This is a genomic window from Pantoea phosphatilytica (assembly GCF_051025615.1).
GTDB lineage: Bacteria > Pseudomonadota > Gammaproteobacteria > Enterobacterales > Enterobacteriaceae > Pantoea.
The window spans coordinates 266,350-281,553 of record NZ_JBPFDF010000003.1 but is presented as its reverse complement, the minus strand read 5'-3'; the positions used below and the strand labels follow the sequence as shown (position 1 = coordinate 281,553).

Sequence of the window (15,204 nt, the reverse complement as noted above, 5' to 3'; positions counted from 1 at the left end):
ACATGGAGAACAACCAGGGTGAAAGCCAGACCCGGGTCTGACAGGCGCGACGCAGACAGGGGCGTCATCCTTGCTGCTGCTATCAAAAGCAGCGGCGTTTTATACAGTTTACCGTCTGGAAATGCAAAAAGATTATCGGCGAATTGTGTGTAGCCTCAGTAAATTATGCCGATAACAGTGGCAGGGCGAACGCGGAAACAGAAAAAGGGCTGGCAATTGGTTTATCCTCTATCCTAAAATAGCCGTCCAGATGGTTTTCCATCTAAACAGGTTACGATCCAGGCGGTGTCAGCCTGCTGTGCTGATACTTCCTCACTGCTCGCGGCTTTGCCTGAAGGGGCGTCAGGCCAGAAACCCTCCCTGACGCTATGCAGTCGTACTCAAACCATATTTAAGGTAAAGAACAGAATGGCTAAACACCTTTTCACGTCCGAGTCCGTATCAGAAGGACATCCCGATAAAATCGCCGACCAGATCTCCGATGCTGTGCTGGATGCGATCCTGGAGCAGGATCCTAAAGCGCGCGTGGCCTGCGAAACCTACGTCAAGACCGGTATGGTGCTGGTTGGCGGTGAAATCACGACCAGCGCATGGGTCGATATCGAAGAGATTACCCGTAAAACTGTACGTGAAATCGGCTATGTTCATTCCGATATGGGCTTTGATGCCAACTCCTGCGCGGTATTAAGCGCGATTGGTAAACAGTCTCAGGATATCAACCAGGGCGTTGACCGTACCGATCCGCTGGAACAGGGTGCGGGCGACCAGGGTCTGATGTTCGGCTATGCCACAAACGAAACCGACGTGCTGATGCCTGCGCCGGTGACCTATGCGCACCGTCTGGTTCAGCGCCAGGCTGAAGTCCGTAAAGATGGCACGCTGCCGTGGCTGCGCCCGGATGCCAAGAGCCAGGTCACCTTCCAGTATGATGATGGCAAAATCGTCGGCATCGATGCCGTGGTTCTGTCGACCCAGCATGCCGAATCCATCAGCCAGAAAGATCTGCAGGAAGCGGTGATGGAAGAGATCATCAAGCCGGTTCTGCCAGCAGAGTGGCTGAGCGCCACCACCAAATATCACATCAACCCAACCGGTCGCTTTGTGATCGGCGGCCCGATGGGCGACTGCGGCCTGACCGGTCGTAAAATCATCGTGGATACCTACGGCGGCATGGCGCGTCACGGTGGCGGTGCATTCTCCGGTAAAGATCCCTCTAAAGTAGACCGCTCTGCAGCCTATGCCGCGCGTTACGTAGCGAAAAACATCGTCGCGGCGGGTCTGGCTGACCGTTGTGAAATCCAGGTCTCCTACGCCATCGGCGTGGCTGAACCGACCTCTATCATGGTAGAAACCTTTGGCACCGAGAAGGTGTCAACCGAGCAGCTGACGCTGCTGGTGCGTGAGTTCTTCGACCTGCGTCCATACGGTCTGATTCAGATGCTGGATCTGCTGCACCCGATCTACAAAGAGACCGCCGCATACGGTCACTTTGGTCGCGAACATTTCCCATGGGAAAAAACCGACAAAGCCGCCCTGCTGCGTGACGCGGCTGGCCTGTAAGGTCACCGGCTGCCCATGAAGCCCTGCCTTCCGGCAGGGTTTTTTTATGCCCTTTTCAGCCGCATCACTGACGGCAGGCGCAGATTCTTCCTTTCCGCACTCTGGGCAGCGGCTGTTTCTGGCCTGGCTTCCCTGCTAAAAACGCAATTTCGGGCGTGATCTTTTCGCGCCAGGGCAATTTCTTATTTCTCAGCTACACTTCCTTTCGCTTTTTCTGACAACAAAATGTTAACGATTACAAATCGAAATGCTTTGTTTATCTGATATTTAAGATTTAACGCACGTAGTTATTCTTCTGAAAATGCGTTATTTTCAGCGTCGTCTGATAGCCGGTAAACAGAGCATTGTCAGAAACTTAATGAGTGCTATACCTCACTGATTAATGAATCTTTACGAGAGAAATAGGCTGAATTTCAGGGTTTCAGCATGTGTAAGCGATTACACTGATGTGATCGGTTTCACTTTTTTCTCGCAAAAGGTTTTTTAACATCGATAAAAACAATGATGGATAAACCTGGAGGCTAAAATGCCTGGCAATACACACAAAAGCAGAACTTCAAATAAGGCGATGACCTTATTTGTCTGCTTTCTGGCGGCCCTTGCGGGTCTGCTGTTCGGTCTGGATATCGGCGTGATCGCCGGTGCCCTGCCGTTTATCGCAAAGGACTTCAACGTTACCGCTCATCAGCAGGAGTGGATCGTCAGTTCGATGATGTTTGGTGCCGCCGTCGGCGCGATCGGCAGCGGCTGGATGTCATCCCGTCTGGGCCGTAAAAAAAGCCTGATGACCGGCGCGATTCTGTTCGTCATCGGTTCACTCTGGTCGGCAATGTCGCCGAACCCGGAGATGCTGATCAGCGCCCGCGTGCTGCTGGGTCTGGCTGTCGGTATCGCCTCTTATACCGCCCCACTCTATCTTTCTGAAATTGCACCAGAAAAAATTCGCGGCAGTATGATTTCGCTGTATCAGCTGATGATCACCATCGGTATCCTGGGTGCGTACCTGACCGATACCGCGTTCAGCTTTACCGGCAACTGGCGCTGGATGCTGGGCATCATCACGATTCCGGCACTGCTGCTGCTGATCGGGGTTTTCTTCCTGCCAAACAGCCCACGCTGGCTGGCGGCACGAGGCAACTTCCGCGATGCACAACGCGTTCTGGATCGTCTGCGTGACACCAGCGAACAGGCCAAACGTGAGCTGGAAGAGATTCGTGAAAGCCTGAAAGTTAAGCAGTCTGGCTGGGGTCTGTTCACCAGCAGCAGCCACTTCCGCCGCGCGGTCTATCTCGGCATCCTGTTGCAGGTGATGCAGCAGTTTACCGGCATGAACGTCATCATGTACTACGCGCCGAAAATCTTTGAAATCGCCGGCTTCGCCAACACCACCCAGCAGATGTGGGGCACGGTGATTGTGGGTCTGATTAACGTACTCGCGACCTTTATTGCCATCGGTCTGGTGGATCGCTGGGGCCGTAAACCGACCCTGATTCTGGGCTTCATGGTGATGGCGGCCGGTATGGGCGTGCTGGGTACTATGCTGCACTTCGGCATCCATACTCCGGGCGCGCAGTACTTCGCTATCGGTATGCTGCTGATGTTCATCGTGGGCTTTGCGATGTCAGCCGGTCCGCTGATCTGGGTACTCTGCTCCGAGATTCAGCCGCTGAAAGGCCGCGATTTCGGTATCACCGTTTCCACCACCACCAACTGGATCGCGAACATGATCGTGGGTGCGACCTTCCTGACGATGCTGAACACGCTGGGCAATGCCAACACCTTCTGGGTCTACGCGGCGCTTAACCTGTTCTTCATTCTGCTGACGGTGATGCTGATCCCGGAGACCAAAAACGTCTCGCTGGAGCACATCGAACGCAATCTGATGGCTGGTAAAAAACTGCGCGATATCGGTTCACGCGACTAAGATTACGCATGAAAAAAAGGGCGGGGTTTCTCTGGAAACCCCGCCCTTTTTATTGGTTCAGCGCATCAGGATGAGGATGTCATCCGCGCCGCCGGTAAAGCGCGCGGCAGGCAGCAGAGCGCCAGCGCCATAATAAAAATGGTGGCGGTCTGATTATAGGGCAGCACCGAGTCGGTCAGCCCGCAGATAAACAGCCCCACAATCGGCAGCGCCACGCCGCGCAGAGGGCATCTCTTCAGCCAGCCCGCCAGCACGGTCAGATAGAGTAACGCCAGCGACAGCGTTCCCAGCCAGCCCTGCAGCGTCGTAACCTCCAGAAACTCGTTGTGCATGTTGTATTTGACGTTGGTGTAGCCTTCGATATTGAGAGGATAGTGCGCCATGATGAACTTCCGCGCCTCGGTGGTCCGCGCATCCGGCGTCGCAAAGCCATCATGATGTTCGATGAAGTCCATCGCCCCACCCCAGATCGCCACGCGTGCACCCAGCGAGGTCGAACTGTTCGAGCCGTAGTTCTCAATATCCTGAACGCCTTCCACCCAGCGATTACCGGTCATCAGCACCAGCACCGCCAGCAGCCCCACCAGCAGCGAGCCCGTCCGCCAGCTGGCGAACAGCGCCAGCCTGTAGGTCTGTAACAGGAACAGCAGCCCGACGGCGACCAGCGCAATCAGGGTGACGCGGGTGCCGCACAGATAGAGCAGCGCGAGAGTCACCGCCAGCGCCGTGATATCGGCCACCTTCCAGTACGCGTGCGTCTCAAAGCGGCTCAGCCAGAGCCAGGCGCAGTAGATAAACAGAATCATATAGGAGGACATCGAGGCCGCTTCGGTGGTGAGCTTAATGCGGACATTCTCCGTATAGAGATGCTCATGAATCCCGAAGCCCAGCGTGATCAGCAGCCCCGCCAGCATCAGCAGCCTGCCGATACGCAGCGTAGTTAACGAAACCCGCTGCCCGTAAATGGCCAGACTGAGCAGGACAAAGGCCCCCAGCAGCAGACGCTTCGCCCCCAGAAGATAGTTGCCGATATTGGTGATGGCGTCGGTCGAGGGCGCAGTTTCAACGCCTTTAACGTGAATCGCCCAGCACAGACGAATCAGCGCGAACAGGATCAGCACCGCAAACAGGAGCAGGTAAAAGCGGTTCTCTTTAAAGTCCATCCGCCTGCGCACCACGCCATAGAGCACGGAGGCGACAGAGAGATAGGAAACCAGATAGAAGATCTTTTGTGGCAGGCCCGTAACAAACATATTCAGCGACAGCGCCAGGCAGAGCGCAATAACGGAGAAATTCACCAGCAACGTCAATCCGTTGCGGCTGGTTTTAATCGTCATGTTTAACCTCAGTCAGGCGGTTAAACACACTCAGCAGGTGCTTCATATAATTCTCCTCATAAAAACCGGCAATGCTCGCTTTAATAACCTGATGCTCAGGGAAGTGAAAATCGTCGTTCATGGCGTTGAGAATCGCGGCCAGCGCCATGCTGTCATTAGTCGGGTAGAGCTGACCATTGAGACCGTTCTGAATAATCTCCGATGGCCCGCTGACGCAGTCGGATGAGACGCAGTAGACACCGCGCGACATCGCCTCCAGCAGGATCAGCGGGAAGCCCTCAAAGTTAGAGGTCATGATCAGACAGGAGACCTGTTTAATGTGGCTGCTGACATACGCCCAGGCGTCCTCCTGCCAGCCATGCCAGGTGATGCGATCCTGGAGGCCGAGCTGCGCCGCGTAGTGCTGACACTGCGCCAGATCCTCACCATCGCCCACCATCTCCAGCGTCCAGGGCAGGGTGAGCTGATGCAGGGCATCAAAGAGATCTTTCAGCTGTTTCTGGCGCTGGAAGTGAACACGGCCGATGTAGAGAAATTTCAGCGCCTGCGGCCTGCCAATCACCACGTCGCTGCGCCTGACAGGGTTATGGATGACGTCGACAGCGGCGGCCGGTACGCCCAGCTCCACCAGCTGCTGTTTAATCTGATGACTGATCGCAAAATGGTGATCGGCCCGTCGCAGATAGTGCGGACGGTAGCGATCCCGCGGGGGCAGATGCATCCAGCTCGACAGGACGATCTTACGGCCGGAGAGCGCGATTGCCCGGCGGGCCATTAACGTGGGGATCGTGTTCAGGGTCAGCACATGGTCGGGCCGATAGCGACGGAAAAAGACGGCCATTCTCAGCGTATGAATCAGATTCTTTATCTTCTTATTCCGCAGCGTGCAGACGCTCTCGGCTAAAACGGCGTTGGCGGTCCAGGCGCGGGAGTGGCTCTCTTCGCCGCTGTTGATAATGAACAGCCCCGCTTCCGTTCCAGCCTGGGCATTCAGAGCGGTGATCAGCTGACAGGTCACATTTTCCATGCCGCCGCGGCCAGCCATCAAATCGGTCACCAGCACTATCCGCTGTTTCCTGATGTTCTTATTTTTCATTGCGTTGTCCGTACACTCTGCCATCCGCTTCTTATCCATCCACTCTGCAGTGAACCCTGTCGACAGGATATTCTATAAGAGGCCATAACCCTATTTAATCCAGAAATTTCAGCCGGTCGCCAGGTCTCTCAAAGCAGGATCGCGATTACAGATTATCTGGCGGGAAACTGGCGGCAAAGTATAGCTACTGCGCCGCCGATTTTCGCGGACAACGTTGAGTTCCGACGCGACGGCGACTATTCTGGGCGCCATGAAAACGCCCCGACTTCCCATCGCTCTGCAGCAGGCCGTGATGCGCTCGCTGCGCCAGTCGCTTGAACGCGCCAATCAGACACTGGAGACCGCCTGGCCCGAACCAAAACTGCTTTATCAGCAGCGCGGCACGGCGGCGGGCACCGCCTGGCTCAACGCCTGGGAGATCCGCCTTAATCCGGTGCTGCTGCTGGAAAACCAGCAGGCCTTCATCGATGAAGTGGTGCCGCATGAGCTGGCGCATCTGCTGGTCTGGAAGCAGTTCGGTCGTGTTGCCCCGCACGGCAAAGAGTGGAAATGGATGATGGAGCAGGTGCTGGGCGTGCCGGCACGACGTACCCATCAGTTTGAGATCGCCTCCGTGCGCAGCAAGACCTTTGCGTATCGCTGTCAGTGCCAGCAGCATCAGCTGACCGTGCGCCGCCACAATCGCGTGCTGCGCAAAGAGAGCGAATATCGCTGCGTACACTGCGGCAGCCTGCTTATTGCGGGCGAGTTTATCGCGACCTGAGAAGAATCCCCATTCCGCCCTATTCCACATTCTGTTAACCTGCCGCCCTTTTTCGTACTGAGTAAAAATCCGGAATATGTCTCGCATAATAAGTCTGGCGCTGGCGCTGCTGTTTGCGCCCGCCGCTGACGCCCTCAATCTGAATAACTATCACCAGAATAATTTCCAGCAGGCCAAAACCTTTGCCGCGGCGATCAACGCCGATGCGCCTGGATCGTTCTACTGTGGCTGTAAAATTACCTGGCAGGGGAAAAAAGGCGTTCCCGATCTCAACAGCTGCGGCTATCAGGTGCGTAAAAACGCCAATCGCGCTGCGCGTATTGAGTGGGAACATGTGATGCCAGCCTGGGAGTTTGGTCATCAGCGCCAGTGCTGGCAGGCGGGCGGCCGTAAAAACTGCAGCAAAGATCCCGACTATCGTCGTATCGAAACCGACCTGCATAACCTGCAGCCTGCGGTGGGTGAAGTGAACGGCGACCGGGGCAACTTCGCCTACAGTCAGTGGAACGGCAGCGAAAAGCAGTATGGCCAGTGCGAGATGAAGATCGACTTTAAACTCAAACAGGCTGAGCCGCCTGCGCGGGCACGCGGCGCGATTGCCCGCACCTACTTCTACATGCGTGACCAGTATCATCTGCGTATTTCGCGCCAGCAGACGCAGCTGTTTACGGCCTGGGATAAGCTCTATCCGGTCACAAAATGGGAGTGTGAACGCGACCAGCGCATCGCCAGAGTCCAGGGCAATCACAATCCTTATGTGCAGCAGGCTTGCCAGCGCTAAAATCCCTGCCCTACACTAGCTTTTTTCCCATGACGCCGCCGCCGTGCGGCGTCCGGTTTCAGGAAACTTATGCGCATACCTCGCATCTATCACCCCGAGCCCCTCAGCATCGGCAGTGAAATTACCCTGGATGAAGATGCATCCAATCATGTCGGCCGGGTGCTGCGGATGACGGCCGGTCAGCGTCTGGAACTCTTTGATGGCACTAATCTGACTTTTGCAGCAGAGATCACGCATGTTGATAAAAAGCGTGTAAAAGTATCGGTCACAGAGAGCCAGCCGGACGATCGCGAGTCACCCCTGCACCTGCATTTAGGTCAGGTGATGTCGCGCGGTGAAAAAATGGAATTCACTATCCAGAAATCGATCGAACTGGGCGTGAATGTCATTACACCCTTGTTTTCCGAGCGCTGTGGCGTAAAGCTTGATGCTGAGCGTCTGGCAAAGAAAATCCAGCAGTGGCAGAAAATTGCGATTGCCGCCTGTGAGCAGTGTGGCCGCAATCGCGTGCCGCTGATTCGTGACGCGATGACGCTGGAGGCCTGGTGTGCGGAGGCGGACAGCGGTCTGAAGCTCAACCTGCATCCCCGCGCCAGCCACAGCATCAATACGCTGCCGCAGCCTGTCGGACGGGTGCGGCTGCTGATTGGCCCTGAAGGCGGGCTGTCTGCGGATGAGATTGCGATGACAGCAGAGCACGGTTTTACTGACATTCTGCTTGGCCCACGGGTACTGCGAACCGAAACCACCGCGCTGACGGCTATTACGGCACTTCAGGTGAGGTTTGGCGACCTGGGTTAAGCGATACTTTCAGCGGTGAGAGCGCAGGCATAATGTCCTGACCCATCGGCCCACTGCAGACCGAACCAGACGAGGCGGCAGACGCCGCCTCACCGAGGAGATAATAATGATTAAACTTGGCATCGTGATGGACCCGATTTCGTCCATCAATATTAAAAAAGACACCAGCTTCGCCATGCTGCTGGAAGCACAGCGCCGTGGTTACGAAATTCACTACATGGAGATGCAGGATCTCTCCCTGCGCGGTGGCGTGGCCTCTGCCCGTACCCGCCTGCTGAGCGTCGAGCAGAACCCTGACAACTGGTATCAGTTTGGCAGTGAGCAGGTGATCCCGCTGGCCGATCTGAACGTAGTGCTGATGCGTAAAGATCCCCCTTTCGACACCGAGTTTATCTATGCGACTTATATTCTGGAGCGCGCAGAAGAGCTGGGTACGCTGATCGTCAACAAACCGCAGAGCCTGCGTGACTGCAACGAAAAGCTTTACACCGCCTGGTTTGCCGAATTCACGCCAGATACGCTGGTCACCCGCAGCAAGGCGCAGCTGCGCGACTTCTGGCAGGAGCATGGTGACATCATCATGAAGCCGCTGGATGGCATGGGCGGCGCCTCTATCTTCCGCGTGAAGCAGGATGATCCGAACTTTGGCGTCATTACCGAAACCCTGACCGAACATGGCAGCCGCTTCTGCATGGCGCAGAACTACATTCCGGCGATCAAAGAGGGTGACAAACGCGTGCTGGTCGTGGACGGCGAGCCGGTGCCTTACTGCCTGGCGCGTATCCCGCAGGGCGGCGAGACCCGGGGCAACCTGGCGGCCGGTGGACGCGGTGAAGCGCGCCCGCTCAGCGAAAGCGACTGGGAGATTGCACGTCGTGTCGGCCCGACGCTGAAAGCAAAAGGGCTGATTTTTGTCGGTCTGGACATCATCGGTGATAAACTAACTGAAGTTAACGTAACCAGCCCGACCTGCGTACGTGAAATTGAGGCTGCGTTCCCGATCTCCATCACCGGCATGTTGATGGATGCCATTGAGAAACGCCTGGGCTGAGCAAGACGCCGGGGCGTAGCTCCGTGATCAACCCAATACCGGTGCGGCCGTCGCGTGCCGGTTATTTTTTGGTACATCGTGTGAGAATGAATTTACAACATCACTTTTTGATTGCCATGCCTTCATTGCAGGATCCTTTCTTCAAACGTTCCGTAGTCTATCTCTGCGAACATAATGAAGAGGGTGCAATGGGACTGATCATCAATAAACCCATGGAAAACCTGACGGTTGAAGGCATTCTGAAAAAGCTGAAAATCTCCGCTGAGGATCGCGACCCGGCGATCCGGCTGGACAAACCGGTCTTTACCGGCGGTCCGCTGGCGGAAGATCGCGGTTTTATTCTGCATTCAGCGCAACGCACATTTACCTCCAGCATTCGTGTCTCCGATAACACGGTCATCACCACGTCCCGCGATGTGCTGGAGTCGATAGGCACCCCTTCTCAGCCTGCTAACGTGCTGGTGGCGCTGGGCTACTGTGCCTGGGAGAAAGATCAGCTGGAGAATGAGTTGATGGAAAACGCCTGGCTGACCACACCCGCTAATAGCAACATCCTGTTTCAGACGCCGGTGTCAGAGCGCTGGCGCGAAGCGGCGCGCAGTATTGGCGTCGATATTCACAATATGGCCAGCGACGCCGGACACGCCTGATGTCAACGCAGACTCTGTTAGGTTTCGATTTCGGCACTAAAAGTATTGGTGTCGCCGTGGGTCAGCAACTCACCGGCAGCGCCCGCCCGCTGGCGGCGCTGAAAGCGCAGGATGGCACCCCCGACTGGCTGCTGATCGAAAAACTGCTGAAAGAGTGGCAGCCCGACTTCGTGGTAGTGGGACTGCCGCTGAATATGGATGGCACCGAGCAGCCGCTGACGGCCCGCGCCCGTAAATTTGCCAATCGCCTGCATGGCCGCTTTGGCATACGGGTTGAGCTGCAGGATGAACGCCTCAGCACGGTAGAAGCGCGGGCCGGGCTGTTCGAGCGCGGCGGCTATCGTGCGCTCAACAAAGGGTCGGTCGATTCACAGTCTGCCGCCATCATTTTGCAGGACTGGTTCGAAAACCATTACTGATGCCCGCTAAATAAGACCGGCGGCCTGCCGCGCCAGACGGCTCTGCTCAAACGTCTGCATACCGGCCTGCGCGCCGGTCTGCAACAGCGCGGGGATCTGGTGCATCTTCCCCTCGCGGATCAGATTGGTGATGCCGGGCGTGGCGATCAGTATCTCAAACAGTCCAATGCGCCCGCCCGCCGCTGACGGCACCAGACGCTGCGCGATCACCGCCTTCAGGCTGCCCGCCAGCTGGCTCCGCACCAGCGGCTTCTCCTCCGCCGGAAAGACATCCACCAGCCGATCCACCGCCTGCGCCGCCCCCCGGGTATGCAGCGTTGCCAGCACCAGATGGCCGGTTTCCGCCGCCGTCAGCGCCTGACGAATGGTGTCGCTGTCGCGAAGCTCACCCAGCAGGATAACGTCCGGGTCTTCACGCAGTGCCGCCCTGATGCCCAGCGCGAACGACGCGCAGTGCAGACCGATCTCCCGCTGCTGAATCAGCGACTGCCGGCTCTGATGGATAAACTCAATCGGATCTTCCAGCGTGATGATATGACACGCCTGCTGGCGGTTCAGCGCATCCACCAGCGCCGCCAGCGTGGTGGATTTGCCGCTGCCCGTCGCACCGGTCACCAGAATCAGCCCATCCTGCTGCGCCAGCAGTGGGGGTACGCTGGCGGGCAGTTGCAGTTCTGCCAGTGTCGGGCATGTCGTGGCGATAATCCGCAGCGCCAGCGACAGACCCTCGCGCTGCCTGAAGAGATTTGCACGCAGCCGTGAGCCGTCCGCCATACTCAGGGCAAAATCGATCTGGCCCGCCTGCGCCAGCTGCTGGCGCTGTGAGTCACTGAGCCACTGCGCCATAAACTGCGCGATGCCCTCCGTGGTGATGCGGGGCTGCTGCGGCATCGTCTCCAGCCTTCCCTGCCGCCGCCAGCAGGGCAAATGTCCGCTGCAAAGGTGCAGATCGGCGGCATTATGCTTTACACTAAGCGCCACCATTTCATCCAGATCCATGATTTCTCCTGACTATGACCTCAATCCAGCAGAACCTACAGCAAGTGCGGCAGAGAATCGCCGCCGCTGCCGCGCGTTGCGGCCGCGCACCAGAAGAAATTACCCTGCTTGCAGTCAGCAAAACCAAACCTGCGAGCGCGATCGAAGAGGCGTTTGCCGCTGGCCAGATAGCCTTCGGCGAAAATTACGTTCAGGAGGGGGTTGAAAAGGTTCAGGCGCTGGCCGCACATCCTGAGCTGGCGTGGCACTTCATTGGCCCGCTGCAGTCCAACAAAAGTCGTCTGGTGGCGGAAAACTTTGCCTGGTGTCATACGATCGACCGTCAGCGCATCGCGCAGCGGCTCAACGATCAGCGGCCTGCAACGCTGCCTCCCCTGAATGTGTTAATTCAGGTAAATATCAGTGACGAGAACAGCAAATCTGGCATCATGCTGGAGGCCGTTTCCGGGCTGGCAGAGCAGATCGCAGCCCTGCCACACCTGCGACTGCGCGGGCTGATGGCGATTCCGGCCGCGGAGAGTGATTACGCACAGCAGCTGGCGGTATGCCAGCAGATGGCGGAGGCCTTCCGGCAGTTGCAGCAGCACTATCCAGGCGTTGATACGCTCTCGCTGGGAATGAGCGATGACATGGAGGCGGCAATCGCCGCAGGCAGTACAATGGTGCGTATCGGCACCGCCATTTTTGGCGCACGAGACTATGCGCACAACTCACAAAAATAACAGAGGAACTTCATGTTAACACTGACGTTTTTAGTAAAAACGCTAATCGATCTCTACGTGATGGTGCTGCTGCTGCGCATCTGGATGCAGTGGTCGCGCTGCGATTTTTATAATCCCGTGGCGCAGTTTGTCGTGAAAGTAACGCAGCCGGTTGTGAAGCCGCTGCGCCGCATCATTCCGGCGCTGGGGCCAATCGATACCGCCTCGCTGCTGCTGGCCTTTGTGCTGACCACCCTGAAATACCCGATTCTGCTGCTGATTCAGGTCGGCGTGTTCTCGGTCGATCCGACCAATCTGCTGGTCGGTCTGTTGTCGCTGCTGAAATCCGCCGGTTATCTGGTCTTCTGGGTCATCATTGTCCGCTCGCTGATGAGCTGGATCAGTCAGGGCCGTGGCCCCGTTGATTACCTGCTGGTGCAGTTAACCGAGCCGCTGATGGCCCCTGTTCGCCGCATTCTGCCTGCGATGGGCGGCATCGATTTCTCGGCGATGATCGTCATCCTGGTGCTGTATGCCCTGAACTTTCTCGGCATGGACCTGTTCCCGGGTCTCTGGTATCTGCTGTAAATGAATCAAACTGGAACCGTTATGCAAAAAGTTGTCCTCGCCACCGGCAATCCCGGCAAGGTACGTGAACTGGCGGAGTTACTCTCCGCTTTTGGTCTGGATATCGTCGCACAGAGTGACCTTGGGGTTGAGTCGGCGGAAGAGACCGGCCTGACCTTTATCGAGAATGCGATTCTCAAGGCGCGTCACGCGGCGCAGATCACCGGCTTACCGGCGATTGCCGATGATTCCGGCCTGGCCGTAGATGCGCTGGGCGGCGCGCCTGGCATCTATTCGGCGCGCTATGCCGGCGAGAATGCCAGCGATCAGCAGAATCTGGAGAAGCTGCTGCAGGCGCTGGAAAATGTGCCGGACGGTCAGCGTCAGGCGCAGTTTCACTGCGTGCTGGTCTATCTGCGCCATGCGGCAGATCCGACACCGCTGGTGTTCCACGGCAGCTGGGCGGGTGAGATCACTCGCTCAGCCTCTGGCAACGGTGGCTTTGGCTACGACCCGATTTTCTCTGTTCCGGCGCTGGGTAAAACCGCTGCCGAGCTGAGCAAAGCGGAAAAGGGTGCAGTGTCTCACCGGGGTAAAGCATTGACGCTGTTGCTGGAAGCGATGCGTAATGCCTAATCTGCCGCCACTGAGTCTCTATATCCATATTCCATGGTGCGTACAGAAGTGTCCCTACTGTGATTTTAACTCCCACGCGCTGAAAGATGAGGTGCCGCACGTTGAATACGTGCAGCATCTGCTGCGCGATCTGGAGATCGACCTGCCGCTGATTCATGGCCGGGAAGTGCGCACGATCTTTATTGGCGGCGGCACGCCCAGTCTGCTGAGCAGCAGCGCGATGCAGATGCTGATGGATGGCGTGCGGGCGCGCCTGAACCTTGCGCCGGATGCGGAAGTGACGATGGAAGCCAATCCCGGCACCGTGGAAGCGGACCGCTTCAGCGCCTATCAGCGCGCCGGTATCAACCGTATTTCGATTGGTGTTCAGAGCTTCAGCCCGCAGAAACTGCAGCGTCTGGGCCGTATTCATGGCCCGGAAGAGGCGGTTCGCGCCGCTGAACTGGCGGCATCCCTGTCGCTGCGCAGCTTTAACCTCGACCTGATGCATGGTCTGCCCGATCAGTCGCTGGAGGAGGCGCTCGACGATTTACGCCGGGCGATTGCGCTTAATCCGCCGCATCTCTCCTGGTATCAGCTCACCATCGAGCCCAACACGCTGTTTGGTTCGCGTCCGCCGGTGCTGCCGGACGATGATGCGCTGTGGGATATCTTCGAACAGGGCGATCGGCTGCTGCGGGAGGCCGGTTATCAGCAGTATGAAACCTCCGCCTATGCGAAGCCGGGCTACCGCTGTGAACATAACCTCAACTACTGGCGCTTTGGCGACTATCTGGGGATTGGCTGTGGCGCGCATGGCAAGCTGACGCAGCCGGATGGCCGCATCGTGCGCACGGTAAAAACCCGTCATCCGCGTGGCTTTATGCAGGGCAACTACCGCGAAAAGCAGTATGAGGTAGCAGACAGCGACAAGCCGTTTGAATATTTCATGAACCGTTTTCGCCTGCTGGAAGCCGCGCCGCGCGACGCGTTCAGCCGCTACACCGGCTTAGCCGAACAGACGATCCGTCCGCAGATGGATGCCGCGATCGCCGCCGGTTACGTGATCGAAACCCCGGCGCAGTGGCAGATTACGGAGAAGGGGAAACTGTTCCTGAATTCGCTGCTGGAGCTGTTCTTAGCGGAAGAGTAGGCAGGACGCCTCAGCCCGGCAGGCTGAGGCGTTAACTTAGTTTTTCAGTGCGCCAGCGAGCTGTTTGCGCTGGTCTTCCAGGGAGATGACGCGATTACAGACTTCGTGACCGAAGTTCTGGAAATCCTGCTCCTGCCTGCTCCACTCAGCCTGAATCGACTGCTGCAGCCCCCCCAGATTTCCCATAATCGCCTGCAGCGGGTTACTGCCGCCACTGCCCTGCTGACTGCCCATCTCATTCAGACTGTCCTGCATAACGCCGCCCAGCGTCGACTGCACCAGCCGTTCGCCTTCGGCGCGCACCTTATCGATCGCCTGATGATGGAACGTCAGGCCATCTTCGCGATGCTCGATGATGCGGTTCATCTGCTGTTTCAGCTGACCATTCAGGGTCGTCAGGCGATTACGAACGTTGCTGCCGCTTCCCAGCTTTTCGACGATGACCCGATCCAGTGCCGCACGCCCTTTCTCCAGCCGTGACGTCGCCCCGCTATCGATCCAGGGCAGATCGCGGCGCAGCGCATTCTGGTAGTCGATCGCTTTCTGACGGCCGGCCGCATCGAGCGTGACCCGCTTGCCGTTGAACTGCACATCGCCCTGCGGCGAGATTTCCATGTTGCCGTTGGCCCCGACCACCTGCACGCTCTGCGGCTTAATCACCACATCGTCCTGCGGCTTAACGCTGCATTCATAGGCGGCCTGCGCCTGGGTCGCTGCCACCAGCAGCACAGCAAGTAGCGCTTTACGCATCATATCCACTCCCTAACATCTGGTCTGAAACCGTTCA

General features: G+C 57.3%; 16 protein-coding genes. 12 read left to right on the top strand and 4 right to left on the bottom strand.

Translation table 11 applies throughout. The features are described from left to right. Window positions 1–408: 408 nt before the first annotated feature. Together metK and ACR6AS_RS13975 are read left to right on the top strand one after the other, a co-directional pair. Window positions 409–1,560, top strand: coding sequence for a methionine adenosyltransferase (gene metK / locus ACR6AS_RS13980; RefSeq protein ID WP_111140651.1), 1,152 nt, complete (start codon window positions 409–411; stop codon window positions 1,558–1,560). 526 nt (window positions 1,561–2,086) lie between these two features. After that, entirely contained in the window at window positions 2,087–3,484 is a 1,398-nt protein-coding gene (locus tag ACR6AS_RS13975; RefSeq protein ID WP_111140652.1) for a sugar porter family MFS transporter, read from the top strand. Between the two features lie 65 nt (window positions 3,485–3,549). On the opposite strand, the gene ACR6AS_RS13970 is transcribed toward ACR6AS_RS13975, so the two are convergent. Next, the gene (locus ACR6AS_RS13970) at window positions 3,550–4,821 is read right to left on the bottom strand and encodes an O-antigen ligase family protein (RefSeq protein WP_367395813.1); all 1,272 of its coding nucleotides are present in this window, start codon (window positions 4,819–4,821) and stop codon (window positions 3,550–3,552) included. Further along, on the bottom strand, window positions 4,811–5,956 hold the full coding sequence (locus tag ACR6AS_RS13965) for a glycosyltransferase (RefSeq protein WP_111140653.1): 1,146 nt from the start codon (window positions 5,954–5,956) through the stop codon (window positions 4,811–4,813). The genes ACR6AS_RS13970 and ACR6AS_RS13965 overlap by 11 nt, the downstream gene beginning before the upstream one ends. 211 nt (window positions 5,957–6,167) lie before the next feature. Here ACR6AS_RS13965 and ACR6AS_RS13960 point away from each other — a divergent pair, with 211 nt between their 5' ends. The 6 genes from ACR6AS_RS13960 to ruvX all read left to right on the top strand — a co-directional run bounded on the left by ACR6AS_RS13960 (window position 6,168) and on the right by ruvX (window position 10,382). Continuing rightward, the gene (locus tag ACR6AS_RS13960) at window positions 6,168–6,680 is read left to right on the top strand and encodes a SprT family zinc-dependent metalloprotease (RefSeq protein WP_111140654.1); all 513 of its coding nucleotides are present in this window, start codon (window positions 6,168–6,170) and stop codon (window positions 6,678–6,680) included. Between the two features lie 76 nt (window positions 6,681–6,756). Continuing rightward, window positions 6,757–7,461: a deoxyribonuclease I gene (gene endA / locus ACR6AS_RS13955; RefSeq protein ID WP_111140655.1), complete on the top strand. Its 705-nt coding sequence runs from the start codon at window positions 6,757–6,759 to the stop codon at window positions 7,459–7,461. Between the two features lie 69 nt (window positions 7,462–7,530). Beyond that, a complete protein-coding gene (gene rsmE / locus ACR6AS_RS13950; RefSeq protein WP_111140656.1) occupies window positions 7,531–8,262 on the top strand; it encodes a 16S rRNA (uracil(1498)-N(3))-methyltransferase in 732 nt (243 codons plus the stop codon). Window positions 8,263–8,368: 106 nt separating this feature from the next. Then, complete coding sequence (gene gshB / locus ACR6AS_RS13945) at window positions 8,369–9,313, top strand: glutathione synthase (RefSeq protein ID WP_293774585.1); 945 nt, start codon at window positions 8,369–8,371, stop codon at window positions 9,311–9,313. A gap of 86 nt (window positions 9,314–9,399) precedes the next feature. Then, window positions 9,400–9,963, top strand: coding sequence for a YqgE/AlgH family protein (locus ACR6AS_RS13940; protein WP_111142281.1), 564 nt, complete (start codon window positions 9,400–9,402; stop codon window positions 9,961–9,963). Continuing rightward, window positions 9,963–10,382 (top strand): Holliday junction resolvase RuvX, encoded by a 420-nt coding sequence (gene ruvX / locus ACR6AS_RS13935; RefSeq protein WP_111142280.1) that lies wholly within the window; start codon window positions 9,963–9,965, stop codon window positions 10,380–10,382. The genes ACR6AS_RS13940 and ruvX overlap by 1 nt, the downstream gene beginning before the upstream one ends. 6 nt (window positions 10,383–10,388) lie before the next feature. Here the strand turns inward: ruvX and ACR6AS_RS13930 are convergent, their stop codons facing one another. Beyond that, entirely contained in the window at window positions 10,389–11,381 is a 993-nt protein-coding gene (locus tag ACR6AS_RS13930) for a type IV pilus twitching motility protein PilT (RefSeq protein ID WP_293774581.1), read from the bottom strand. A gap of 14 nt (window positions 11,382–11,395) precedes the next feature. Here ACR6AS_RS13930 and ACR6AS_RS13925 point away from each other — a divergent pair, with 14 nt between their 5' ends. The 4 genes from ACR6AS_RS13925 to hemW are packed head-to-tail and all read left to right on the top strand — an operon-like array spanning window position 11,396 to window position 14,417. After that, a complete protein-coding gene (locus ACR6AS_RS13925; protein ID WP_293774579.1) occupies window positions 11,396–12,103 on the top strand; it encodes a YggS family pyridoxal phosphate-dependent enzyme in 708 nt (235 codons plus the stop codon). Between the two features lie 12 nt (window positions 12,104–12,115). Beyond that, window positions 12,116–12,670: a YggT family protein gene (locus ACR6AS_RS13920; protein ID WP_111140730.1), complete on the top strand. Its 555-nt coding sequence runs from the start codon at window positions 12,116–12,118 to the stop codon at window positions 12,668–12,670. Window positions 12,671–12,691: 21 nt separating this feature from the next. Then, complete coding sequence (locus tag ACR6AS_RS13915; protein ID WP_293774577.1) at window positions 12,692–13,285, top strand: XTP/dITP diphosphatase; 594 nt, start codon at window positions 12,692–12,694, stop codon at window positions 13,283–13,285. Then, complete coding sequence (gene hemW, locus ACR6AS_RS13910; RefSeq protein WP_418798477.1) at window positions 13,278–14,417, top strand: radical SAM family heme chaperone HemW; 1,140 nt, start codon at window positions 13,278–13,280, stop codon at window positions 14,415–14,417. The genes ACR6AS_RS13915 and hemW overlap by 8 nt, the downstream gene beginning before the upstream one ends. A 36-nt stretch (window positions 14,418–14,453) precedes the next feature. On the opposite strand, the gene ACR6AS_RS13905 is transcribed toward hemW, so the two are convergent. Continuing rightward, window positions 14,454–15,170, bottom strand: coding sequence for a YggN family protein (locus ACR6AS_RS13905; RefSeq protein WP_293774573.1), 717 nt, complete (start codon window positions 15,168–15,170; stop codon window positions 14,454–14,456). Window positions 15,171–15,204 lie beyond the last annotated feature (34 nt).

Excerpts from the sequence above, each read along its gene's own strand:
- ACR6AS_RS13920 (WP_111140730.1), top strand. The coding sequence starts at position 12,116 with ATGTTAACACTGACGTTTTTAGTAAAAACGCTAATCGATCTCTACGTG.
- ACR6AS_RS13940 (WP_111142281.1), top strand. The coding sequence starts at position 9,400 with ATGAATTTACAACATCACTTTTTGATTGCCATGCCTTCATTGCAGGAT.
- hemW (WP_418798477.1), top strand. The coding sequence starts at position 13,278 with ATGCCTAATCTGCCGCCACTGAGTCTCTATATCCATATTCCATGGTGC.
- ACR6AS_RS13905 (WP_293774573.1), bottom strand. The coding sequence starts at position 15,170 with ATGATGCGTAAAGCGCTACTTGCTGTGCTGCTGGTGGCAGCGACCCAG.
- rsmE (WP_111140656.1), top strand. The coding sequence starts at position 7,531 with ATGCGCATACCTCGCATCTATCACCCCGAGCCCCTCAGCATCGGCAGT.
- ACR6AS_RS13975 (WP_111140652.1), top strand. The coding sequence starts at position 2,087 with ATGCCTGGCAATACACACAAAAGCAGAACTTCAAATAAGGCGATGACC.
- ACR6AS_RS13925 (WP_293774579.1), top strand. The coding sequence starts at position 11,396 with ATGACCTCAATCCAGCAGAACCTACAGCAAGTGCGGCAGAGAATCGCC.
- gshB (WP_293774585.1), top strand. The coding sequence starts at position 8,369 with ATGATTAAACTTGGCATCGTGATGGACCCGATTTCGTCCATCAATATT.
- endA (WP_111140655.1), top strand. The coding sequence starts at position 6,757 with ATGTCTCGCATAATAAGTCTGGCGCTGGCGCTGCTGTTTGCGCCCGCC.
- ACR6AS_RS13930 (WP_293774581.1), bottom strand. The coding sequence starts at position 11,381 with ATGGATCTGGATGAAATGGTGGCGCTTAGTGTAAAGCATAATGCCGCC.
- metK (WP_111140651.1), top strand. The coding sequence starts at position 409 with ATGGCTAAACACCTTTTCACGTCCGAGTCCGTATCAGAAGGACATCCC.
- ruvX (WP_111142280.1), top strand. The coding sequence starts at position 9,963 with ATGTCAACGCAGACTCTGTTAGGTTTCGATTTCGGCACTAAAAGTATT.
- ACR6AS_RS13915 (WP_293774577.1), top strand. The coding sequence starts at position 12,692 with ATGCAAAAAGTTGTCCTCGCCACCGGCAATCCCGGCAAGGTACGTGAA.
- ACR6AS_RS13960 (WP_111140654.1), top strand. The coding sequence starts at position 6,168 with ATGAAAACGCCCCGACTTCCCATCGCTCTGCAGCAGGCCGTGATGCGC.
- ACR6AS_RS13965 (WP_111140653.1), bottom strand. The coding sequence starts at position 5,956 with ATGGATAAGAAGCGGATGGCAGAGTGTACGGACAACGCAATGAAAAAT.
- ACR6AS_RS13970 (WP_367395813.1), bottom strand. The coding sequence starts at position 4,821 with ATGACGATTAAAACCAGCCGCAACGGATTGACGTTGCTGGTGAATTTC.